Source organism: Mesorhizobium helmanticense, assembly GCF_003034915.1.
Lineage (GTDB): Bacteria > Pseudomonadota > Alphaproteobacteria > Rhizobiales > Rhizobiaceae > Mesorhizobium > Mesorhizobium helmanticense.
The window spans coordinates 59,562-81,317 of sequence record NZ_PZJX01000032.1; the positions used below are offsets into that span (position 1 = coordinate 59,562).

At 63.3% G+C, this 21,756-nt stretch carries 20 protein-coding genes and 1 pseudogene; 6 read left to right on the forward strand and 15 right to left on the reverse strand.

The window, feature by feature from the left end; genetic code table 11:
• Nucleotides 1–253: 253 nt before the first annotated feature.
• Genes C9427_RS19005 through C9427_RS19050 form a run of 10 tightly spaced genes read right to left on the reverse strand, consistent with a single transcriptional unit; the run spans nt 254 to nt 9,763 of the window.
• Nucleotides 254–1,345: an ABC transporter ATP-binding protein gene (locus tag C9427_RS19005; RefSeq protein ID WP_107650652.1), complete on the reverse strand. Its 1,092-nt coding sequence runs from the start codon at nt 1,343–1,345 to the stop codon at nt 254–256.
• Nucleotides 1,338–2,369, reverse strand: coding sequence for an ROK family protein (locus tag C9427_RS19010; RefSeq protein WP_107650653.1), 1,032 nt, complete (start codon nt 2,367–2,369; stop codon nt 1,338–1,340). The genes C9427_RS19005 and C9427_RS19010 overlap by 8 nt, the downstream gene beginning before the upstream one ends.
• Nucleotides 2,369–3,091, reverse strand: coding sequence for a ribulose-phosphate 3-epimerase (locus tag C9427_RS19015; RefSeq protein ID WP_107650654.1), 723 nt, complete (start codon nt 3,089–3,091; stop codon nt 2,369–2,371). The genes C9427_RS19010 and C9427_RS19015 overlap by 1 nt, the downstream gene beginning before the upstream one ends.
• Nucleotides 3,088–3,927, reverse strand: coding sequence for an alpha/beta fold hydrolase (locus C9427_RS19020; RefSeq protein WP_107650655.1), 840 nt, complete (start codon nt 3,925–3,927; stop codon nt 3,088–3,090). The genes C9427_RS19015 and C9427_RS19020 overlap by 4 nt, the downstream gene beginning before the upstream one ends.
• Complete coding sequence (locus C9427_RS19025) at nt 3,927–4,745, reverse strand: sugar phosphate isomerase/epimerase family protein (RefSeq protein ID WP_107650656.1); 819 nt, start codon at nt 4,743–4,745, stop codon at nt 3,927–3,929. The genes C9427_RS19020 and C9427_RS19025 overlap by 1 nt, the downstream gene beginning before the upstream one ends.
• Nucleotides 4,745–5,821, reverse strand: coding sequence for a Gfo/Idh/MocA family protein (locus C9427_RS19030; protein ID WP_107650657.1), 1,077 nt, complete (start codon nt 5,819–5,821; stop codon nt 4,745–4,747). The genes C9427_RS19025 and C9427_RS19030 overlap by 1 nt, the downstream gene beginning before the upstream one ends.
• Nucleotides 5,822–5,824: 3 nt before the next feature.
• Nucleotides 5,825–6,646, reverse strand: coding sequence for a sugar phosphate isomerase/epimerase family protein (locus C9427_RS19035; protein WP_107650658.1), 822 nt, complete (start codon nt 6,644–6,646; stop codon nt 5,825–5,827).
• Between the two features lie 4 nt (nt 6,647–6,650).
• On the reverse strand, nt 6,651–7,487 hold the full coding sequence (locus C9427_RS19040) for a carbohydrate ABC transporter permease (RefSeq protein WP_107650659.1): 837 nt from the start codon (nt 7,485–7,487) through the stop codon (nt 6,651–6,653).
• Nucleotides 7,484–8,413 (reverse strand): carbohydrate ABC transporter permease, encoded by a 930-nt coding sequence (locus C9427_RS19045; protein ID WP_107650660.1) that lies wholly within the window; start codon nt 8,411–8,413, stop codon nt 7,484–7,486. The genes C9427_RS19040 and C9427_RS19045 overlap by 4 nt, the downstream gene beginning before the upstream one ends.
• 3 nt (nt 8,414–8,416) lie before the next feature.
• The gene (locus tag C9427_RS19050) at nt 8,417–9,763 is read right to left on the reverse strand and encodes an ABC transporter substrate-binding protein (RefSeq protein WP_107650673.1); all 1,347 of its coding nucleotides are present in this window, start codon (nt 9,761–9,763) and stop codon (nt 8,417–8,419) included.
• Between the two features lie 165 nt (nt 9,764–9,928).
• Here C9427_RS19050 and C9427_RS19055 point away from each other — a divergent pair, with 165 nt between their 5' ends.
• Entirely contained in the window at nt 9,929–11,077 is a 1,149-nt protein-coding gene (locus C9427_RS19055) for a Gfo/Idh/MocA family protein (protein WP_107650661.1), read from the forward strand.
• A 9-nt stretch (nt 11,078–11,086) separates the two neighbouring features.
• A complete protein-coding gene (locus tag C9427_RS19060) occupies nt 11,087–12,067 on the forward strand; it encodes an alpha/beta hydrolase (protein ID WP_107650662.1) in 981 nt (326 codons plus the stop codon).
• Here the strand turns inward: C9427_RS19060 and C9427_RS19065 are convergent.
• The 5 genes and pseudogenes from C9427_RS19065 to C9427_RS19085 all read right to left on the reverse strand — a co-directional run bounded on the left by C9427_RS19065 (nt 12,055) and on the right by C9427_RS19085 (nt 15,279).
• The gene (locus C9427_RS19065) at nt 12,055–13,077 is read right to left on the reverse strand and encodes a LacI family DNA-binding transcriptional regulator (RefSeq protein WP_107650663.1); all 1,023 of its coding nucleotides are present in this window, start codon (nt 13,075–13,077) and stop codon (nt 12,055–12,057) included. The two genes, C9427_RS19060 and C9427_RS19065, sit on opposite strands and share 13 nt — an antisense overlap.
• 174 nt (nt 13,078–13,251) lie before the next feature.
• On the reverse strand, nt 13,252–13,983 hold the full coding sequence (locus C9427_RS19070) for a glycosyltransferase family 10 domain-containing protein (RefSeq protein ID WP_245437103.1): 732 nt from the start codon (nt 13,981–13,983) through the stop codon (nt 13,252–13,254).
• A pseudogene (locus tag C9427_RS35330) lies at nt 13,984–14,178 on the reverse strand (glycosyltransferase family 10 domain-containing protein); the annotation flags it as partial.
• Between the two features lie 339 nt (nt 14,179–14,517).
• Nucleotides 14,518–14,847 (reverse strand): rhodanese-like domain-containing protein, encoded by a 330-nt coding sequence (locus tag C9427_RS19080; RefSeq protein ID WP_107650666.1) that lies wholly within the window; start codon nt 14,845–14,847, stop codon nt 14,518–14,520.
• Nucleotides 14,848–14,922: 75 nt separating this feature from the next.
• Entirely contained in the window at nt 14,923–15,279 is a 357-nt protein-coding gene (locus C9427_RS19085) for an ArsR/SmtB family transcription factor (RefSeq protein WP_245437104.1), read from the reverse strand.
• 103 nt (nt 15,280–15,382) lie between these two features.
• On the opposite strand from C9427_RS19085, the gene C9427_RS19090 reads away from it, so the two are divergent.
• From C9427_RS19090 to C9427_RS19105, 4 genes are all read left to right on the forward strand, one after another.
• On the forward strand, nt 15,383–16,675 hold the full coding sequence (locus C9427_RS19090; protein ID WP_107650667.1) for an NAD(P)/FAD-dependent oxidoreductase: 1,293 nt from the start codon (nt 15,383–15,385) through the stop codon (nt 16,673–16,675).
• A gap of 28 nt (nt 16,676–16,703) precedes the next feature.
• Entirely contained in the window at nt 16,704–16,907 is a 204-nt protein-coding gene (locus C9427_RS19095; protein ID WP_097574212.1) for a YgaP family membrane protein, read from the forward strand.
• Between the two features lie 89 nt (nt 16,908–16,996).
• Complete coding sequence (locus C9427_RS19100) at nt 16,997–18,007, forward strand: efflux RND transporter periplasmic adaptor subunit (RefSeq protein ID WP_107650668.1); 1,011 nt, start codon at nt 16,997–16,999, stop codon at nt 18,005–18,007.
• Nucleotides 18,004–21,270 carry an efflux RND transporter permease subunit gene (locus C9427_RS19105; RefSeq protein WP_107650669.1) on the forward strand — a complete coding sequence of 1,089 codons (3,267 nt, stop codon included), beginning with the start codon at nt 18,004–18,006 and terminating at the stop codon, nt 21,268–21,270. Before C9427_RS19100 ends, C9427_RS19105 begins: the two co-directional genes overlap by 4 nt.
• The last annotated feature ends 486 nt before the right edge of the window (nt 21,271–21,756 follow it).

The window sequence follows — 21,756 nt, forward strand, 5'->3', positions numbered from 1 at the left end:
AGCGCGGCGACGGCCGGCCCGGCGCTTGCGGCAGCAGGCTGCCGACCAAAGGTCGATAGCCATACGGCTTGCAGATTCAGGGCCTGGGTCAGGCCACTTTTCGTATCAGGCATTTCTCCTCCCAGAGTGCCGACCGATGCAGGTCAGCATTTCCGCATGTTTTAGAAAAATTTAACACGCGTCAAGATTTAAAATGGTGTGCAGTGGCTTTTGATGTGCTGCGGTGCAACACATCAATGTCAGCGGCGGCGGCTCACACGGAAGGCAAAGGCGCCAGCGCCGGCCCATCCATGCGAAACAAATGGCAAACCGACGGAGCGATGTCGAGCGCGAGCGGGCTGTGCAACGGCGTGGTGTCGCCACCCTCGGCCTGCACCACCAGCGTGATGTCGGGCGTGACCTCGACATGCAGGATGGTCAGGCCGCCCAGCCGCTCGGCCAGCACAGCTTGTCCCTTGAAGCGGCCATCGGCAGAATTTCGCAGATGCTCCGGCCGCATGCCGAGCAGCAACTCGTCGCCGGTCTTGACCGTGCCCGCTTCGACCGGCACGGTCAGTGGCTGGCCGCCCGGCAAAGTGACAGTGACGCCTTCGGATCCAGTCGAAGCCACTTTCAGCTTCAAGAGGTTCATCTTCGGCGAACCGATGAAGCCGGCAACGAAGATGTTTGCCGGCCTGTTGTAGAGTTCGAGCGGCGAGCCGACCTGCTCGATGGAGCCATTGTTCAGCACCACGATCTTGTCGGCCATGGTCATGGCCTCGATCTGATCGTGGGTGACGTAGATCATCGTCGCATTGAGCTGCTCGTGCAGCCGCATCAGCTCGAGCCGCATGCTGACGCGCAAAGCAGCGTCGAGATTGGACAGCGGCTCGTCGAACAGGAATACTTTGGGATTGCGCACGATGGCGCGGCCGATGGCGACGCGCTGGCGCTGGCCGCCGGACAGCGCCTTCGGCCGCCGGTCGAGGAGATGCGAAAGCTGCAGCACATCGGCGGCCTCCTTCACTTTGCGCTCTTTTTCGGCGGCGGATACGCCGGCGATCTTCAGCGCAAAACCCATGTTCTCGGCCACGCTCATATGCGGATAGAGCGCGTAGGACTGGAACACCATGGCCAGCCCACGCTCGGACGGATCGATGTCGTTGGCGCGCACGCCATCGATCAGAAGGTCGCCGGCGGTGATCTTTTCCAAGCCGGCGATCATGCGCAGCAGGGTGGACTTGCCGCAGCCGGACGGGCCGACGAAGACGACGAATTCGCGATCCTCGACGTCGAGGTCGATCCCCTTGATGATCTCGACCGATCCGTAGGATTTGCGCGCGCCGCGCAGCTTGAGTTCAGCCATGGCTTGCCTCCCTGGCAGCGGCACGCTTGCTCGCGCCGTTGTCTTCGTCCTGCGCGATTGCCAGCGGCGCGCCCGGTTCGCCCTCCCACAGAATCAGGCTTGCCGCGCCGATGAGGCCGGCCCGGTCGCCAAGCTCGGCCGGTACGATCGGCACGTCGCGATAGGCCGGCATCGCCCGCTGCCCGACGGTGGTCCTGATCCCTGGCGCGAGGAGATCGAAGCCATTGGCGAGGCCGCCGCCCATGACGATCAGGTCCGGCGAATAGAGATGAAGCAAATTGGTGAAGCCGATGCCGAGCCACTTCGCCTCGGCGTCGACCAGTTCGAGCGCGCTGACATCGCCGGCGCGCGCGGCTTCGACGACATGCCTGGCCGAGACGTCGCCGCCGCCGGAAAGACGCCGAAGCAGGGAACCGTCGCCCGGCGCCGTCAGTCGCGTGGCGCGGCGTCCGAGCGCGGTGCCGGAAGCGACGGCTTCGAAGCAGCCGACGGCGCCGCAGAAACAGCGATCGCCTTCGCCGGTGATGGTCATGTGGCCGATCTCGGCTGCCAGCCCGCGACGGCCATGATAGATATGGCCGTCGGCAACCACGCCGCCACCAATGCCGGTCGATACGGTGACGAACACCAGCGAGCCGCTGCCACGGCCGGCGCCGAAGCGCCATTCGCCGAGTGCCGCCGCGTTGGCGTCGTTCTCCAGCCGCACCGGCAGGCCAAATTGCCGGTTGAGAATGTCGATCAACGGAACATCGTGCCAGCCGGCCAACGTCGGCGGCCCGATGACGATCCCGGCTTTGGGATCGAGCGGTCCCGGCGCGCACATGCCGATGCCGGCGACCTTTGCCTGCGGGTGCTCCGCCAGCAGGGTTCCGGCCAGGGCAATAATCTGGCCGATCACCGCTTCCGATCCCGCGCCCGCCATCGTCGGCGCCGAAACGCGCGCGGCAACGGCGCCGCCGCGTTCGACCAGCGCGCCACGCAGCTCCGTGCCGCCGAGATCGAAGGCAAGGGCGAGTTTTGTCATCAGGCGGCGACCTTCAGCCCGTGCAGCCAGGCCATGCGCTGCGCAAGGTCGGGGTCGCCGAAAGCCAGCGAGCCCAGCACCACCGTCTCGGCGCCGGCGGCGCGCAGGCGCGGCACCGTCTCATGGCGGATGCCGCCATCGGCAGCGAGAATGATATCGGTTTCGCGCCCCGCCTTCTTCATCAGCGCGCGCGCCTCGACCAGGCGGTCGCAGGCCTGCTCGGACAGGCTCTGGCCCTTGACGCCGATCGAGGTGCCGAGGAGCGTCACGAATGCCACCTGCGCCAGGAACGGGGTGACCGCCGCGACTGGCGTCTCCAGCCTGAGCACGACGCCGGCCTCGGCGCCGAGCGCATGCGCCAGCCGGACGGCACGCAGGCCGGCCTCGCCGTTTTCGGCATGGACGCTGATCAGGTCGGCGCCGGCCTCGATGAACTGGCGTGTCTGCTCCTCGACGATCTCGGCTTCGACCATCAGGTGGACATGGATCGGCTTGGCCGTCAGCCTGGCGATCCGCGCCACCAGATCGGGAAAGAACAGGAAGCCGGGGGTGAAACGGGCATCGGCGACGTCGATGTGATGCAGGTCGACGTAAGCGTCGATGCGCTTCAGGTCGCGCTCCATATTGGCAAGGTCCGCCGACCACAGGGAAAACTCGCCGAGCAGCCGGTTGCGCGGCAAGGCGGCGATGGCGGCAGGACCGGACAGGGATTTGGTCGTCATGAGGGAATAAGGCTCCGGAAATTGGCGTGGGCGTGAAGGAAATCGTTGATCTCGGCCTGCAGCGCGGCGAAATGCCTGGCGCTGTCGAGCGCCTTGGCAGGGATTTCGGCAAAGGTTGCGCCGGGAATAGTGGCGGCCAATTTGTGGGCGACCGACAAGGGATGCACCGCATCCACGGCGTTGCCGACCACCAGCGTGGGAACGCCAAGGCCGGCGGCGTCGCTTTCGGAAATGTCGGAGCCATCGGCGGCGATGTCGGCAAGAACTTGCGCGAAAGCGGCTGCATCGGGCCGGTCGAAATAGCCGAGTAGCGAACTGAGATTGTCGGGCGCCTCGTCCAGGAGGCGCGCGGCGGTCCCCGATTGCGCGAAGATCGTCCTGGCCTTGTCGGGGCCGTGGCCGTGGCCGAGGATGATGCTGGCGACCTCCGCGATCGGTTGCATGTTCGTCGGCGCGCGAGCGAAAGTCCAGGCCGGCCGCACGAGCAGCAGGCCGGCCACGCGGTCCGGATGGCGGCAGGCGAGGCGCAAGGCGATCGCAGCACCCATCGAAATGCCGCCGGCGATGAAACGGTCAAGTCCGGCCTGATCGGCGGCAGCCAGCACATCATCGGCGAACATACCAAGGGAAAACGGGCGGCGACCGCCAAGCCCCGAGCCACCGTGCCCGCGGCACTCCAGCGTGAGGCGCCGCAGGCCGGCGTCGGCGGGGAAAGCCTGGGCGACCTGCCCCTCGCTGCCGCCCAATCCGTGCTGGAAGACGACCGCCAGCCCGTCGCCTGCGTCGTAGACCCGCAGCTTGGCGTCATCACGGAGCAAGGTGGTCGGGCGTGCCATCACACCAGCCCTTTCAGGAAACGGGCAACCCCAGGCGCCTCTTCGGCCGAAAGCCCGTGCGTCACCAGCGGCCCGTCAAAGCCTGACGCCTTGAGGCTGGTGACGAAATCCGGAAAGTCGACAACGCCACGGCCGGCGGTGGCAAAGCGGCCATCGGCGGAGCGGTCCTTGGCGTGCGCCATGGCGACATGGCCGGCCGTGCGCTCGACCGCGTCGGCTATGATGGCGCGTGCCTCCTCGGCATCCGCCCTTTCGAACAGGTTTGCCGGATCGAGCACGATGCGCAGATTTTTCGAGCCCATCTCGGCGATGAGGCGCATCGCGTCCCCGGCCGAGGTGACGATATTGGCTTGTTCCGGTTCGATGCCGAGGTCGACGCCGTGACGTTCAGCCAACTCAAGCGCCTTTCCCATCTCGGCCGCCATATCGGTCCAAGCCGAGGGATCGGCATTGTCGGGGTGGTGCGCCCACTGGTCGTCGCGGTTGCGCGTTCCCGTGCACAGCGTGACCAGCGGAACGGAAAGATCCGCTGCGGCTTCGATGATGACGGCAAGCCGGCGCAGTCCGTCGTCGCGAATCGTTTTGTCGGGGTGCGCCATATTGTAGGTGCCGGAGAGCGCCACCAGGGTTACGCCGGTGGCATCGGATGCGGCCGCGATGGAGCGGATGGCGTCGTCGGGCACCGCATCCGGCATCGATGGCAGGCCGGCGCAGGCAAGGTTGAACTGGGTGGCGGCAAATCCGGCCTCGCGCACCGCCGCCAGCACGCCGGTCGGTTCGCTGCCCGGGAAGGTCTTGGCGAACACCCCGATTTGCATCAGACCGCTCCCGTCACGCTGGCGATCTCGACGCGCTCGCCGCTCTCGATCGAGCGGGCGATCGCGACCATGGCGCGGATCGAAGCAAGGCCGTCCTCGACGTTGGCGCCGCGCAGCGGCTTGCCGTCCAGGACGGTCTCGGCGAGGCCTTCGAGCTGGCGCCTGAAGAAATGCCCATCCGCACCGAGCGGCTTACGCGACGTCGCGTCCTTCTCATGGAAAATGTCGACCTCGCTCGCGCGAAAATACCAGGGGTTGAAGGTCTTGGCGATCACCGAGCCGTTCTCGCCATAAAGCTGAAAACCCTCGTGCCAGTCCATGCGCACGGCCACGGTGAGGTCGAGATGGCCAAGCGCGCCATTGGCGAATTCGGTTTCGACGAACCAGCAATAGGCGCCGAAGCGCTCATTGAGGCGCGCGCGTACAGCGGTGATCTCGCCGCACAGGAAGCGCGCCGTGTCGACGAGATGCGAGCCATGCGCGAGCATGAAATATTGCCTGAGATCAGCCTTCGGGTTGCCGGCCGGCTTCCTCGCCAGCTTGCTGGTGACCGGCAGCGGCTGGACTGCGTCGGTGTTGGTGTAGCGGTGCGTGGAGTCGCAGTACCAGGCCTTCAGCGCCAGGATCTCGCCCATCTCGTCGCGGACGAAATCGCGCGCCGCTTCGAGCGCTGGATCGAAGCGCTTCATGTGGCCGACCTGCAGCACCTTGCCGGAACGCCTGACTGCCTCGGCGAGTTTTTGGCCCTCCTCGACCGAGACGCCTATGGGCTTTTCGCACAGAACATGCTTGCCGGCTTCCAGCGCCTTGATTGACATCGGCACGTGATAGGCGTCCGAAGTGGCAACGATCACCGCTTCCAGTTGTGGGTCGGCGAGCATCTCGTCGTAGTCGGCATACATCTTCTCCGACTCGTAGGTGGCACCCATGCGGGCGAGCAGATCGGGCGCGGCATCGCAGATGGCGTAGAGATCGGCATTGGCGGCCTTCACGCAGGATTCCAGATGGGCGAACTGCGCGATCGGCCCGCAGCCGAGCACACCGACACGAAGGCGACGGTCTTGCTTGCGGATCATGATCTACGCCCCGTAGCTGCGCATGGTCTGGCGGTTGGTCTTGACCGCGGCGGCCGGATCGGCGGCGGCGGTCTCGGATTCCTCCTCCAGCACCAGCCAGCCGTTGAAGTTGGGCGCGGCACCGGCGATCTCGATCACCTTCGCCGTGTCGCAGACACCCTTGCCGAGCATCGCCCAGGTGCCGCCGGCGTCGACATCCTTGAGATGCACATAGCGGATACGGTCGCGGTAGGTGGTGAGCGTGTCGGCCATGTCCTTGTGGCCACGCAAGATGTGGCCGGTGTCGGGCACCCAGCCGACCAGCGACGGATCGAGCAGTCCAAAGATCCGGTCGTAGTCGGCACGATCGAACAGCAGCGTGTTGTGGTGAGAACTCGGGTGCACCGCGACCTGGACGCCTGCCTTGCGGCCGAGTTCGCCGGCGTTGTTGTAAACCTCGGCGGCAATGGCGAACTTGTCCACGCGCGGCCCGTCGGAGACGACCGTCGCTGACCCCATCGACACCAATGCGCCCGGAAAGGCGGCGGCGAAATCGATCCAGCGCTGCGCCGTTTCGAGGTCGGCGCCGATCTGATCCTTCAGCGTGAAGCCGCTCTTCGAGCCGAAGGCGAAGGAGACCAGCGTCAGCCCGGACGACTTCAGCGCCGCGGCGAATTCCGCCGGCTTGCCGGCATAGCGGCCGATCATCGTGTCGGTGATCTCGATGCCGGCATAGCCGCCGTCGGCGATCGCCTTGATGAGGTCGTCCGGACCGCCGGCAAAGCGGTCCCCGAGCATTTCCCAGGTAAAGGTCTGGCAGCCGACTTTCAGGTCTTTCACGATCATCCTCTCATTCCTTGATTCCACCCTGGGTGAGGCCTTCGATGATGTGGCGCTGGAAGAAAAGCACCAGCACGATCAAGGGCACGGTGACGACCGCCGACGCGGCGGCGATGTCGCCCCAGGGCACGTAATATTGGTTGGTGAAATTGGCGATGCCGACCGGGATGGTCTGGCGATCGATGTTGGAAGTGAAGGCGAGCGCGAACAGGAATTCGTTCCAGGCGGTGATGAAGGCAAGCAGGCCTGTCGTCACCAGGCTGGGCAGCGACATTGGCAGGATGATGTGCCAGAGCAGGCCGGGCACGCTGACGCCGTCCATGCGCGCCGCCTCGTCGATCTCGCGTGGCAGCGTCTCGAAATAGCCGAACAGCACCCAGGTAACGAGCGGCAGGCCGAGCGCCAGATAAGTGATGATCAATGCGGTGTAGGTATCGAGCAGGCCGAGATTGGTGGCGACCAGATAGAGCGGCCCGACCAGCGCGATCTGCGGGAACATCGACACCGAAAGGATGACCATCAGTATACCGAAGCGTCCCCTGACGTTGAGCCTGGACAGGGCGAAGGCGGCCAGCGAGCCGACGAAGAGGCACAGGAACGTCGTCGCCAGCGAGACCACCAGCGAGTTCCAGACATAGCGGTGCAGCTCCTTCTCGACGAAGGCGTTGTAATAGTGCTCGAGCGTGAAGGGGTCGGGGATCAGCGACGGCGAGCCAGAGGTCAGCGCCTTGTCGAGCTGGAACGATGTCGAGAACTGCCAGATGAAGGGGCCGCCCGACCAGACCAGGATCAGCAGTGCGCCGAGATAGATGAAGACGGTCTGCAAGGGCGAGCGGGTGTCGTTCATTGCGCCCTCCGGATCTGCCGGATGAGATAGAGGCAGAAGACCAGCGCAATGATGCCTTCGGTGACGAACATTGCCGTCGAAACGGCCGAGCCGTAGCCGAATTGCAGCGTCGAGAACAGCACCTTGTAGGACAGCGTCGACAGCGTCTCGGTGGAATCGGCCGGACCGCCGCCGGTCAGCACATAGACCAGGTCGAAGACGCGGAACGCGTCGAGGGCACGGAACAGGCCGGCGATCAGCAAGGTCGGCATCAGGAGCGGCAGGCGGATGTACCAGAAGGTGATCCAGCCCTTAGCACCGTCCATACGCGCTGCCTCGATCAGCGAATTGGGCACCGTCTGCAGGCCGGTCAACAGCAGCAGCGCCATGAAGGGCGTGGTCTTCCAGACATCGGCGATGATGATGGTGGTCATCGCCGTGTCGGGAGAGCCGTACCAGTTGATGTTCTGGTCGATCAGCCCGGCGTGCAGGAGGATGTAATTGATGATGCCGTTCTGGCCGTCGAACAGCCAGCCGAACATCTTCGAGGTGACGACGGTCGGCATCGCCCAGGGAACCAGCATGGCCGCGCGGACGAGCCCGCGGCCTTTAAAAGCCTCGCACAGGATAAGCGCCATGCCGAGCCCGATCACCGTCTCCAGGATCGTCGATGCCGCGGTGAACCACATTGTGTGCCACCAGGCATTCCAGAACTGCGCGTCGCCCCAGAGCTGCACATAGTTGGCGAAGCCGGAGAATTCGTTCTCCTGGGTGATCAGCGAGGTATTGGTGAGCGAGAGATAGAGCCCGTTGACGATCGGGTAGAAGGAAACCGACGCCAGCGACACGAAGGCCGGCGTCAGCAGGAGCAAGGCCCAGAGCGCACTGGGAAGCGCCTTGCCAAGCCGCGGCCGGCCAATGCCGGGAACAGTGGCCGCCGCGGACATTGGTTAGCCGACGATCTTGTTGATCTGATCGGAAAGCGCGTCCATCTCGGCCTGGACGTTGCCCGAAACCAGTGCCTTGGAGATGCCGGACTGGAGCGCCAGCGTCACCTTGGCGTATTCGGGCGTGATCGGCCGCGCCGTGGCGCCGGTGAACACCTTCTCGAGGCTCGCCATGAAAGGCTGTTCCTTCTTGATCTGCTCGTCCTGGAACAGCGCCGGGCGCGTCGGCGCGAGACCGAAGTTCAAGGCGATGCGGTGCTGGGTTTCGGTCGAAGACAGCCAGGTCAAAAGTTCGATCGCGGCCTCGCGCTGCTTGGAGTTGGCGTTGACGCCGAGCTGGTAGCCGCCGAGGCAGGCCGCACTCTTGCCGCCGGGGAAGGACGGCAACGGCGCGACGCCGACCTTGTCGACCACCTGCGAGGCCTTGGCGTCCTGGGCGATCGGATAGACATAGGACCAGTTGCGCATGAACATCGCCTTGCCCGAAGTGAAGGGCTGGCGCGACGGCTCCTCGTCCCAGGACAGCACGTCCTGCGGGCTGATCTTGGTCTTGGCAATGGTGTCGTGAAGGAACTGGATCGCTTCGACCGCCGCCTTCTGGTTGATCTGTGACGACTTGCCGTCGGGGGCAAGGATCGCGCCATTGTTGGAGGTGATGATCTCGACCGCATCGCAGACCAGAACTTCGGCCTGCTTGCCCTGCCAGAGATAGCCGAAATCGACATCGCCGGCCTTCTGCGCCGCGGCGGCGATAGTCGCCATGTCGGCCCAGTTGTCCGGGACCTTGCCGCCATGCTTGTCCAGCACGTCCTTGCGGTAGTAGAACATGCCCGAATCCATGAACCAGGGAAGGGCGGTCAGCTTGCCGCCATAGGTACAGGCGTTGAGGGTTCCGGTGAAGTAGGCGCTGCGCTTGTCCGCCGGAAAATACTCGTCAAGCGGCAAGGCCCAGCCGGCGGCGGCAAAGCCGGCGATCCAGATCACGTCCTGGCTGAAGACGTCGGGCGTGCCGGTGCGGCGGGCGAGCTGCTGGACGAGACCCTGATAGACTTCCGTCGAGGAGCTCGGCGGCGGCAGTTCGATGTTCTTGACCAGAACGCGGTCCTGCGATTCGTTGAAGGCCTTGATCAGGTCGCCAAAGGTTTCCTTGCCGAAGAAGGCAGCGCTGGCAAAGCTGATTTCGGCGCGCGACTGGGCGCGAGCCCGGCGAACACTCAGCCCGGTGCCCATGCCAAGTGTCGCCGCGCCAAGCAGTCCGGCGCTGCCAATGAGAAACTGCCTGCGGTCGGCGATCGTCACGTGCGCAGCAGACTTCGAGCCGGAAACCGGCCCTTTTTTAATGTCAGTCATTTTCTCCTCCTTGCGCTGGCAGCCTCCCAACCAGCATTTCCGCATGTTCCATAAAAATTTTACGCGCGTCAAGATTTAAAATGCTTTATAGCGGCTTTCGAATGTGATCCGTTGCCGTTTCAACGGTTCAAACAGGCTATTATCGCGTTGGGAGGTGAGACCGAAATGCAGCCAAAATCAAAGGCAAAGCTCGGCATTGGCGTTGTCGGATGCGGCAACATCTCGATGACCTATTTGCGCAATGCGGCTTTGTTCGGCGAGGTGGAACTGCGCGCCTGCGCCGACATATCGCCCGACATGGCGGCCCTTCGCGCCAGTGAGTACGGCATCCGGGCTCTCAGCGTCGACGCGCTTCTGGCCGATCCGGAGATCGACCTTGTCCTCAACCTGACCATCCCGGCGGCGCATTTCGACATTTCGTTTTCGGCGCTTTCGGCGGGCAAGCATGTCTTCACCGAAAAGCCGCTGGCAACCTCGGCCGCCGATGGCCGCCGCCTTGTCGACGAGGCTGCGAAGCGCGGGCTGCTGCTTGGTTCGGCTCCGGATACCTTCCTCGGCGCCGCCGGGCGGCGCGCACGCCGCCTGATGAATGAGGGCGCGATCGGTCGGCCGGTGACCGGCACCGCCTTCATGATGGGACGCGGCATGGAGCACTGGCATCCCAATCCGCAATTCTACTACCAGCCCGGCGGCGGCCCGGTTTTCGACATGGGGCCTTACTACCTGACCATGCTCGTCAATCTGCTCGGGCCGGTCCAGCGCGTGATGGCGATGGCGACGCGCGGCCAGGAAGAGCGACTGATCACCGCCGAAGGACCCTTCAAGAACACCAGCTTCAAGGTCGGCACGCCGACCAACATCCTCTCGCTATTGGAATTCCGTTCCGGCGCCACCGTTACCTTCGGCGCCTCCTGGGATGTCTTCAAGCACTCCAACCACCCGATCGAGCTGCACGGGACGGAGGGCTCGCTGCGGCTGCCCGACCCCGACACGTTCGGCGGTACGGTCTCGCTGTCGGAGCGAGGCGCCGACTGGGCCGATTTCCACAGCGAAAGCGAGCTCTACGGCGCGTTAAACTGGCCGTTCGCCGCGCCGGACCGCGCCAACTACCGCATGCTCGGCGTTGCCGACCTTTCGCGGGCGCTGGCAACGGGCAGGAAGCCGCGCGCCTCCGGAGACCTCGCACTGCATGTGCTGGAGATCATGGAGGCGATCCTGGCTTCGGGCGAAAGCCGCGAATCGGTCGCCGTCAATGGAACGGTCGATCAACCGCCGCTGCTTGGCGAAGACGAGGCGGCAAGCCTGCTTGCCTGAGATCCGCCCATGACGACATCGCCCTCCGTGCCTTTACTCGATCCCGAGGCTCGGCACGTGCTCGACCTCGGCCGGCAGGCCGCCGTCCGGCCATTCGAGGCCGGGACGCTCGAAGAGGCGCGCCGCGCCTATGGCGAGGGATTTCCCGCACTCCAGGGCGAGCGCGAGCCGGTCGCTTCGCTGAGCGAGCGAACCATCGCCGGGCCGGGCGGCCCGCTGACGCTCAGGATCTATCGCGGGCACGACGCGCCAGGAACAAATGCTCCCGCGCTGCTCTATCTGCATGGCGGCGGCTGGGTGATCGGCAATCTGGAGTCCCATGACGAGATCTGCCGCTGGTTCGCCAACATGGCGGCCTGCGTCGTCGTCTCGCCCGCCTACCGGCTGGCGCCGGAGCATAAATTCCCGGCAGCGGTCGAGGATTGCCGCGCCGTGCTCTCCTCCATGCGACAGGCGGCCGGCGACCTCGGTATCGACGCAAGGCGCGTTGCCGTCGCCGGCGATAGCGCAGGCGGCAATCTCGCTACGGTGCTCAGCCTGCTCGCACGTGACGACGGAATCAAAGTGACGACGCAACTGCTGTTCTATCCGAACACGGATGCGTCTCAGACGGCGGACAGTTATCGCCGCTTTGCCGACGGTTTTGGCCTCACCGCGGCCACCATGGCCTGGTTCCGGGATCACTACATAAGCAGGGCCAGCGACATCGACGACTGGCGCGTCTCGCCGCTGAAGGCGGCAAGCCTAGCCGGAGCGCCGCCGGCCTTCCTCGCATTCGCCGGTCACGATATCCTGGCCGATGAAGGCGAGGCTTATGCGAAACGTCTGCAAGATGACGGCGTAACGGTGGTGTTGCGGCGCTGGCCGGGACAGATCCATGGCTTCGTCTCGATGGGCCGCCATGGTCCGGCGGCGCGGCAAGCTGTCGGTGCCGCGGTCGCGGCCTGGCGCGGCTTCGATCCGGCTTTTGGCAAGGCTCAGGCCGACTGACGCATCACCAGCGTCGCGTCGAGGTTTACCTTGGCGGTAACCGTCGCCTCATCCTCGTCCATCAGGGCCAGCAGCGTCTCGACGCTGCGCCCAGCCATGGCGGCGAAATCCTGCGCCATGGTGGTGAGGCCGGGACAAGTGTAGCGGCTCAGCGGATGATCGTCATGGGCCGCTACACGCAGGTCGCAATCGCCCTTGCGACCGACCTTGAGGCCGCGCGCATACGCTGCCGCCATCACGCCGAAGGCCAGACGGTCGTTGTTGCACAGGATGGTCTTTCCCGGCAGGCCGCCATTGTCGAGCATCTTTTCGGTTTGCTCGTAGCCGATCCGTTCGAAATCCCATGTGTAGTCGTCGGTGTTGCCGATGACGACAGGCTCATACCCGAGCCGCTGCATGGCGCCGACATAGCTGCTCAGCCGTTCCGGCGAGTTATGGTTGACGTGCGGGATATCGAAATAGACCGGGGCGTCGCCGGACCGGCACAGATAGTCGACGATGGTCGAGACACTCTGCGCGTTGTTGTTGCCGACGAAGGGCGTTTCGCCCTCGAGATAGGTGTCGAAATAGACGACTGGTATGGCTTGTGTCAGCTTTTCCAGCGTGAGGCGGTCCGAGCGCAGGCCGAGCGGCGCGATGAGCGCACCGGAAACCTTCAGCGACAGGATGGTTCGCGTCGCCTCCACTTCGAGGTCGCGCGAGCCGTGCGAGGAGATGACGATCGGCCAGTAGCCTTCGTCGCGCAGCCGAAGCTCGATGCGACTGACCATCTCCGAATAGAAGGGATCGGCGACCGTCGGCACCATGATGCCGATGCTGCGGGTGCGCTTGCGGTTGAGGTTGCGCGCGAACAGATTGGGCTGGTAGTCGGACGAGCGCAGCGCCTCCTCGATGCGCTTTCGCGTTGCCGGCTTGACGCTGGTCGGATCGTCGAAAAATTTCGACAGTGTCGGCCTGGAGACGCCGCAGGAACGGGCGAAATCCTCCATCGTCTTGTGCGTCATCGACATTCAAACCCTCGCGTCATGGACCTGGTTCCATGCGCTGCCCGGCTCTACATACGGTCAGCCGGCGTGCAACTGCAAGGCGAAATTTTACAGACAAGTTCCCTGGTTTCAACGCGTATCAGTAAATTATTCCATGCGTAAATTTATTAATTGACGTGAAAAGCGCAAGCCGTATTCTCAGTTTGGAACCTTCTTCGTCCACTTGCGGAGCCGTGTGCTGACATAGGATCTGGGACCAAAGGGAAGCCGAGGCCGCCCGGCAGGCCGGACCGGATGATCTTCCTTCTGCTGTTGCACGAACTTCATCAGCCGGCAAAAGACGGGCGATTCCAGTTCTTGCAGGCGTTGAGCGAGACCCTCCGGCAGCGGCTTCGATCGCCAGGCGAAATACGCCCCATAGGCATCCGGCGTATCGATCAGATGCCGCAGATACGCCGCCAGCTCGGCGGGGCTGCTAAAATCCGCCGCGTTGATGTAGGAGCCTGCCGGCGCGAATTCGTCAACATTCGGGGCACCGAGATAGACTGGCACCGAACCGGCCTTGAACGCATCGACGAGCTTTTCCGTGACATAGTCCGTCTCGCTGGAGTTCTCCAGAGCGAGGCAGAACTTGTAGCGCGCGACGGTGTCGATCTTTGTTTCCCTCCCAAGATCGGGGCCTTCGATGGTTCGGTTGCGAAAATGCCGGCCATAGGAATCGATTCTGATGTGGTGGGAAAGCTCCCGCACGAAATCAACGCGTCCGCTATGGTTCAAACTGGCCGATTGGAAGAGCACGGCCGGGGCCGCTTCCGTCTTGGCCACGATCGGTGTTGCTCGAACCTCCTCCCACCAGGATGCGCGTGGCAGATAAGGTGCCCAGATATCGGAGCTGCGTTCATGCGTCACCGTGAAGTCGAAGTGCCGCATGATCTTCGGATCCGCGATCCGCTTGTAGTTTGATCGGCTCTCCATCGACCAGGCTATCCAAAACTGGCCGGGATACTTCCAAGCATCGCCCATCTCGCGGAAATTTGGAATGTGGAAGACGACCGCCGCCGCCTCGGCAAGCCGGCGCTTGTCCAGGGTCCACTGCCCCGAAAGATCACAATGAATGGATGCGATGTCGACAGGCTTGCTGAAGAATGTCGTATAAAAAAAGGATGAGAGGGGCTTTTGAAGGCGTGGAAAGCAAGGGGCACCTCAGCACGGTAAAGTCCTATACCTGCCTGCCCTAAAAGCAAATGCCTGCAATCAGGCCTCTGGCCGTGTCGTGGTACCGAGGCGACCAGTCGCAAGCGTGGCAAAGATGCTTGGCCTCGGACTGGCCACCACGGTCGGCATCCTGAATTCCCTCTGGTACGAACTGCGCGCGGTTCGCGCGCAGCCCTCCGAACGAATTGAGCACCTGGAAGCGCCGCGAGACGCCGCAGCTAAACCTCTGTTGTGAGAACGGCGTCCGTATCAGCTTGCCAGAGGAAAGCCATGCGCACGCCAGGCGCCGATGCCGCCGCCCAAATGGGTGTCGTGCGATTGTCCACCAGCCTTGGCGATGGCAATTGCTTGCGATGAACGGCCGCCGGCCTGGCAATAAAACACAACGGGTTTGTCGGACGGGATGAACTCCATCTCCTCACGAAGCCTGCCTAAGGGAATATGAATGGCCCCGGCTATATGCCCGGACGCCCATTCGGCGTTCTCCCTGACATCGACGAGCGTGACAGTGTCGCCCATCTGACGCACTTGCGTCGGCGTCAGCGTTTTGACCGACGACTGCGCTCCAAATCCAAACATTGCACTTCTCCTGTTTCTTCGGGATGCGGCATGCAGCGCATCGCCTTTGAGATTGTCGATGGCAACAGCTTCTCGTCAGGGGCAGAAAGCCGAGTGAAGCGCTTCCACGACCGTGAGCACTTCCGGCCGCGTGATGCGGTAGTAGACGGTCGTGCCATCGCGCCGCGACTCGACCAGGCCGTCAGCACGCAACCGCATCAGTTGCTGCGACATCGGCACTTGGTCGATGCCAAGCAACTCGCGCAGTTCCGCGACAGAGCGCTCATCCTTCCCCAACGCGCAAAGGACCAGGAGCCGTTGCGGATGGGACAGGCTCCTGAGCAGGTCCGCCGCCTTTCCCGAAGCCGGGATCATCTCTTTTACATTCATACTCTTGAATTTATAATCTTTGAATGTTAATTGCAAGCCCATCGGCAGGCCCGCGAGCGGCACAACCTTACCATCGCGCTCCCCGGTTTAGGAATTGAGCCAGATCAACGCAAGGCTGCGGCCTTGCTGTCAGGTTATTCGAACAAGAAACACTGGGAGGAACCCTATGTCACATGTCGTCGTCCTCGGGGCCGGTCTTGGTGGAACCGTCATGGCCTATGAAATGCGAGAGAAGCTGCGCCGCGAGGACAGCCTGACGGTCGTCAATCTCGGCACATCCTATTCCTTCGTGCCTTCCAATCCCTGGGTGGCCGTCGGCTGGCGCAAGCGCGACGACATCACCGTCGACCTCGCCGCAACTTTCAAGCGGCGCAACATCGCGCTCAAACCCGAGGGTGCCAAGAAAGTGTATCCGAAGGAAAACCGGATCGAGCTCAACGACGGTACGTTCGTCGACTACGACTATCTGATCATCGCGACCGGGCCGGACCTCGCGTTCGATGAGGTGCCCGGCCTCGGACCTGCCGGATACACGCAGTCGATCTGCCACATCGATCATGCGACCGCCACGAAGGCGAAGGTCGATGAACTCGTCCGCGAGCCGGGTCCGGTCATCATCGGTGCCGTCCAAGGGGCATCCTGCTACGGACCCGCCTATGAATTCGCTTTTATCCTCGACACCGCGCTGCGCAGGGCCAAGGTGCGCGACCGGGTGCCGATGACCTTCGTGACGCCCGAGCCCTATATCGGTCATCTCGGCCTGGATGGCGTGGGTGATACCAAGGGCCTGCTTGAGAGTGCCATGCGCGATCGGCACATCAAGTGGATCACGAACGCCAAGGTGTCGTCGGTCGACGCAGGAACCATGCATGTGGAGGAAGTAAACGAGGACGGTTCGGTGAAGGCCAAGCACGACCTGCCCTTCACGTTCTCGATGATGCTTCCGGCCTTCCGTGGCGTGGCGGCGGTGAAGGACATAGAGGGGCTGGTCAATCCGCGTGGCTTCGTCACGATCGACAAGCATCAGCGAAACCAGACTTATCCGAACATCTTTTCGATCGGTGTCTGCGTCGCCATTCCCCCAGTCGGCAAGACGCCGCTGCCGGTTGGTGTTCCAAAGACCGGCTTCATGATCGAATCCATGGTCACGGCGACGGCGGAAAACATCGGCGCACTGTTGCGCGGCGAGGAACCGCGGGCTGTCGCGACCTGGAACGCGGTCTGCTTGGCCGATTTCGGCGACGAGGGCATCGCCTTCGTGGCGCAGCCGCAGATCCCGCCACGCAACGTCAACTGGTCATCGCAGGGCAAGTGGGTGCACGCGGCCAAAGTGGGGTTCGAGAAATACTTCCTGCACAAGGTCCGTCAGGGCAAGAGCGAGACCTTCTACGAGGGACTGGCACTCGACTTGCTCGGCATCAAGAAGCTCAAGGCCATTCACATGGAGCCGGCCGAATAGGCACGGCGCAGATTCAGGAGACAAGATTATGACTATCGACAAGGCAGTTCTGATGTTCGCGGGGTTCATGGTGCTGATCTCCGTCGCGCTCGGCTATTACTATTCGCCCTACTGGTTCCTGCTGACCGTCTTTGCCGGGCTTAATATGGTGCAGGCTTCGCTTACTGGCTGGTGCCCGGCAGCTATTGTCTTCAAGAAAGTTGGTTGCAAGAGCGGCGTCGCCTTCAAGTAACACCCGACTTTCCAGGACTGGCGTCCCATACGGGAGGTGCCTTCGCGCCTCCCGTCCTTTCAATTCGTTTCCGAGAACGGCACAGTGCGATGAGATACGTACGATTCCTCCCGGCCAACGGGCTTCTGCTCGGCATCACGCTGCTCGTCAACGGCAGCGCGTTTGCAGGGGACTTCACAGTCAAGGCAGCCACCGTCATCGAGATGAAGGCCGTTTACGGTCAGGTCGAGAGCCGCACGATCGTGCCGGCACGCGCGCGCATTTCCGGTACAATCACCGAGGTGCGGGTGACGGAAGGCCAAGTCGTCAAGAAGGGTGACGTGGTTGCTACCGTAGTCGACGACAAAATAGCGCTGCAGCTTCGCGCAGCCGATGCCAAGATCGGCGCCCTCAATTCCCAGATGGAGAATGCCAAGACCGATCTGCAGCGCGCGCAGGACTTGCTGGCCAAAGGCGCCGCGACCCAGAGCCGGGTCGATGCAGCTCAGACCCAGTTCGACGTCATCACGAGCCAGCTGGCGGCAGCGATTGCCGAAAAGGCCGTTACCCAGCAGAGCGCCAAGGAAGGCGACACTTTGGCTCCGGCCGACGGTCGGGTGCTGACGGTTCCAGTGACGGCCGGCTCGGTGATCATGGCGGGTGAAACGGTCGCCCGGATCGCGTCGGGACAGTACTATCTGCGACTGTCGCTGCCGGAGCGGCACGCGACGGAGATCACGGAGGGAGCTCAGGTCGATATCGCCGAACGCGGCATCGGCGTGGAAGGCGGTTTCATCAAGGCCCGCCAAGGGCGCATCGCCAAGGTCTATCCGGAGATCGAGAACGGCCGCGTCATCGCCGATGTCGAGGTCGCCGACATCGGCAGCTTCTTTGTAAACGAGCGTACTTTGGTGTCGATCCCCGTCGCGAAGCGGACCGTGCTCGGCGTGCCGCCGCAGGCGGTCAGCACGGTACATGGGATCGACTACGTCACAGTCGATGCGGCGGACGGACCACTCGGCGTGGCAGTCGTGCTCGGCGAGCGATACCAGGATGGCGGACAGCCTCGGGTCGAGGTTCTGACCGGGCTCGCCGAAGGCGACAAGGTCGTCCTGCCATGAAACTTGGCATCGCCGGCGGGCTCACCCGCTCGTTCATCGCTTCGCCGCTGACCCCGCTCTTCCTGCTAGCGGCGCTGGCGCTTGGGCTTGTCGCCCTTGTCACGCTGCCACGCGAAGAGGAGCCGCAGATTTCCGTGCCCATGGTGGACATTCATGTCGTGGCCAATGGGCTGAAGGCGGAGGATGCCGTCAAGCTCGTGACCGAGCCGCTGGAAACCATCATCAAGGGCATCGATGGTGTTGAGCACGTCTACTCGCAAACCGCGGACGACGGTGCGCTGGTGACTGCGCGCTTCAAGGTCGGCACCAGTTCCGACGCCGCCGTTTTGCGCGTTCATGACAAGGTGCGCGCCAATATGGACCGCATTCCGGTTGGCATACCCGAGCCACTGATCGTCGGGCGCGGCATCGACGACGTCGCGATTGTGGTGGTGACATTGACGCCGACGCCCGAGGCGGCCAATCGCTATACTTCGGCCGATCTGACGCGGCTGGCGCACGAGCTGCAAGTCGAGGTCGCCAAGCTGCCGGATATTGGCCTGACTTACATCGTCGGCGAACAGCCGGAAGCGATCCAGGTCGAGCCGGACCCGGAAAAACTCTCTCTTTACGGCATCACGCTGCAGCAGTTGACGGCCAAGATCGCCGGCGCCAATACGTCCTTCCAGATTGGCACGCTGCGCGACGAGGGCAAGCAGCGCGTGGTGGTCGCCGGCCAAACCCTGCAGACGCTCGGCGATATCGGTAACCTGCTTGTGAGCGCGCGGGATGGGCGGCCGGTTTATGTGCGTGACGTGGCTAGGATTGTGTTGGCGACGTCGCCGGCAGAGAACCGGGTCACCAACATCGTCAAGTCCGACAAGGGGCTTCAACGGGCGCCGGCCGTGTCGCTGGCGGTGGCCAAGCGTCCGGGCACCAATGCCGTTGTCATCGCGGATACGATCGTCAAGCGCCTTGACCAAGTGCGGGGGGAAATTTTCCCGAAGGACGTCGAGATGGTCGTGACGCGCGACTACGGCGAGACTGCGAACGAGAAGGCAAACGAGTTGCTCTTCCACCTCGGCCTCGCGACCATATCCATCGTCGTGCTCGTGGCGGTCGCCATCGGCTGGCGCGAAGCGCTGGTGGTGGCCGTTGTCATCCCGACGACGATCCTGCTGACGTTGTTTGCCTCACGAATCATGGGCTACACGCTGAACCGCGTCAGCCTGTTCGCGCTTATCTTTTCGATAGGCATCCTGGTCGACGATGCGATCGTGGTGATCGAGAACATTGCCCGGCATTGGGCCATGGATGATGGGCGGTCCCGCAAGCAGGCGGCGATCGACGCCGTAGCGGAGGTCGGCAATCCGACCATCGTGGCGACGCTCACCGTGGTCGCGGCGCTCCTGCCAATGCTGTTCGTGTCTGGTCTGATGGGCCCGTATATGAGCCCGATCCCGGCCAACGCCTCGGCGGCAATGCTGTTCTCCTTCTTCGTCGCGGTGACGCTGACGCCGTGGCTGATGATGAAATTCGGCAAGAAGGGCCACGCCTCGGCGCATGCCCATGATGCCAGTAGCAGCGGTGGCGCGCTCGGTCGCGCCTATATCGCGGTCGCAAGGCCCATCTTGAAGTCGCGGCTTCGGTCGTGGACCTTCCTGCTTGTCGTCGGCGCCGCAACCATGGCTTCGATGGTGCTTATCTACACCAAGCACGTCACGGTGAAGCTCTTGCCGTTCGATAACAAGACCGAGTTGCAGGTGGTCGCCGACTTGCCCAAGGGCTCCTCTGTCGAGGACACCAACCGGCTGTTGCAGGCTGTGGTGAATCGTCTCGCCGACGTGGCCGAGGTGGTCTCGTTCCAGACCTATGCCGGTACAGCAACGCCTTTCAATTTCAACGGCCTGGTGCGCCATTACTATCTTCGCTCTGGATCCGAGCAGGGCGACGTCGCAGTCAACTTGGTGGGGAAGGGGGAGCGCAGTCGTCCAAGCCATGCCATCGCCCTCGACATCCGCGAACGGCTGAAGGGCATTGCCATGCCGGAAGGCACCGTGCTCAAGGTGGTCGAGCCACCGCCTGGTCCGCCGGTGCTCGGGACCCTGCTGGCGGAGATCTATGGGCCTGACGCCGAGACGCGCCGCGCGGTGGCGGCAAAGGTGCGCGAGACGTTCTCCTCCATCCCGTTCATCGTCGACGTCGACGACAGCTTCCACAACCAGCCGCAGCGCGTGCGGCTGTCGATCGACCAGGACAATCTCGAATATTACAAGGTCGAGCAGTCCGACGTGTACGACACGCTGAACTACCTCTACGGCGGCACGACGGTCGGCTATTCCCACCGCGGCGGCGGCCGCCAACCGATCCCGATCCGCGTGGCGCTCTCGAAGAGCGACGGCGTCGTCGACCAGCGCGCCCTTACGACGCCGGTCCCGGCGAACGCGCTGCCCGGCGCACGCGACGTGGTGGAACTCGGCGACGTCGTGCGGGTGACGCGCGAGCCTGCGTCCTATCCCATCTTCCGTCACAACGGCCGACCCGCCGAGATGGTGATGGGGGAACTCGCGGGCGCATTCGAGGCGCCGGTTTATGGCATGCTCGCCGTCGACGATGCCATCGCCAAGGCCGATTGGGGCAGCCTGCCGAAACCGACGATCGCACTGCACGGGCAACCGGACGACGAATCCAAACCTACACTTCTGTGGGACGGGGAGTGGGAAGTGACGTGGGTCACCTTCCGCGACATGGGCGCGGCCTTCGTAGTGGCGATCCTGGGCATCTACATTCTCGTTGTGGCGCAGTTCGGTTCGTTCAGGCTGCCGCTGGTTATCCTGACGCCGATCCCGCTGACCCTGATCGGTATCATGCTCGGCCATTGGGCCTTCGACGCACCGTTCTCGGCCACCTCAATGATCGGCTTCATCGCGCTCGCCGGCATCATCGTGCGCAACTCGATCCTGCTGGTGGATTTCATTCGCCATTCCAAGGGCGCCGACAGGCCGCTGGTCGACGTGTTGCTCGAGGCCGGCGCCATCCGCTTCAAGCCGATCCTACTCACCGCGATCGCAGCGATGATCGGGGCGGCAGTCATCCTGACCGACCCGATTTTCCAGGGGTTGGCGATTTCCCTGCTGTTCGGCCTCGCCTCGTCGACGCTGCTGACGGTGCTCGTCATTCCCGCTATCTACGTGGCGCTGCGCGGCGGCTCGAAGCAGGACACCGACAGCGATGCGCCGGCAGAGTTCAAAGCGGCCGACGAACCAACCCCAACTCCCGCGTGAACCAGCAAGGACATGACCACGGGCTACAGTGGCCCGACCTGAGAAACGTCGCGGCTGGAATCAAGCGGCCGGACCCGGTCGCATACCCCCGCCAAATCCCTGGCCGCCCTCAGGACTTTCGACCATGTGGCAATTCCTGAATCAGCGTGTCCATCATCTAAAGCATGATGCCGAAAAGTGTGAAGCGGTTTTCGGACGACATCATGCTCTATCTCTTTGATTTAGAGCCGGATTCAGATTTCAGGTCGACTTGACCTGAAATCATCCGGCTCTAGTGGATACGCATTTGCGGTGGATCAAAGCTGAAGCCGCCCATTGCCTCTACGGATGTCGCCTGGATTGGCGAGAAGGTCGCTTGACCGCCGCTGCAATGGAGGCGAAATCAGATGAAGCTCACGGCAGTCCTTTGTCTGGCGACCTATCCAGAGGCAAACTCCCCGGCAGCAGCCGTAAACGCAATTGCCGTCGCCAAGCAACTCGGCTCAA

Bases quoted from the DNA above. Each gene is read 5' to 3' on its own strand.
- C9427_RS19005 (WP_107650652.1), bottom strand. From the start codon at position 1,345: ATGGCTGAACTCAAGCTGCGCGGCGCGCGCAAATCCTACGGATCGGTC.
- C9427_RS19010 (WP_107650653.1), bottom strand. From the start codon at position 2,369: ATGACAAAACTCGCCCTTGCCTTCGATCTCGGCGGCACGGAGCTGCGT.
- C9427_RS19015 (WP_107650654.1), bottom strand. From the start codon at position 3,091: ATGACGACCAAATCCCTGTCCGGTCCTGCCGCCATCGCCGCCTTGCCG.
- C9427_RS19020 (WP_107650655.1), bottom strand. From the start codon at position 3,927: ATGGCACGCCCGACCACCTTGCTCCGTGATGACGCCAAGCTGCGGGTC.
- C9427_RS19025 (WP_107650656.1), bottom strand. From the start codon at position 4,745: ATGCAAATCGGGGTGTTCGCCAAGACCTTCCCGGGCAGCGAACCGACC.
- C9427_RS19030 (WP_107650657.1), bottom strand. From the start codon at position 5,821: ATGATCCGCAAGCAAGACCGTCGCCTTCGTGTCGGTGTGCTCGGCTGC.
- C9427_RS19035 (WP_107650658.1), bottom strand. From the start codon at position 6,646: ATGATCGTGAAAGACCTGAAAGTCGGCTGCCAGACCTTTACCTGGGAA.
- C9427_RS19040 (WP_107650659.1), bottom strand. From the start codon at position 7,487: ATGAACGACACCCGCTCGCCCTTGCAGACCGTCTTCATCTATCTCGGC.
- C9427_RS19045 (WP_107650660.1), bottom strand. From the start codon at position 8,413: ATGTCCGCGGCGGCCACTGTTCCCGGCATTGGCCGGCCGCGGCTTGGC.
- C9427_RS19050 (WP_107650673.1), bottom strand. From the start codon at position 9,763: ATGACTGACATTAAAAAAGGGCCGGTTTCCGGCTCGAAGTCTGCTGCG.
- C9427_RS19055 (WP_107650661.1), top strand. From the start codon at position 9,929: ATGCAGCCAAAATCAAAGGCAAAGCTCGGCATTGGCGTTGTCGGATGC.
- C9427_RS19060 (WP_107650662.1), top strand. From the start codon at position 11,087: ATGACGACATCGCCCTCCGTGCCTTTACTCGATCCCGAGGCTCGGCAC.
- C9427_RS19065 (WP_107650663.1), bottom strand. From the start codon at position 13,077: ATGTCGATGACGCACAAGACGATGGAGGATTTCGCCCGTTCCTGCGGC.
- C9427_RS19070 (WP_245437103.1), bottom strand. From the start codon at position 13,983: ATGCGGCACTTCGACTTCACGGTGACGCATGAACGCAGCTCCGATATC.
- C9427_RS19080 (WP_107650666.1), bottom strand. From the start codon at position 14,847: ATGTTTGGATTTGGAGCGCAGTCGTCGGTCAAAACGCTGACGCCGACG.
- C9427_RS19090 (WP_107650667.1), top strand. From the start codon at position 15,383: ATGTCACATGTCGTCGTCCTCGGGGCCGGTCTTGGTGGAACCGTCATG.
- C9427_RS19095 (WP_097574212.1), top strand. From the start codon at position 16,704: ATGACTATCGACAAGGCAGTTCTGATGTTCGCGGGGTTCATGGTGCTG.
- C9427_RS19100 (WP_107650668.1), top strand. From the start codon at position 16,997: ATGAGATACGTACGATTCCTCCCGGCCAACGGGCTTCTGCTCGGCATC.
- C9427_RS19105 (WP_107650669.1), top strand. From the start codon at position 18,004: ATGAAACTTGGCATCGCCGGCGGGCTCACCCGCTCGTTCATCGCTTCG.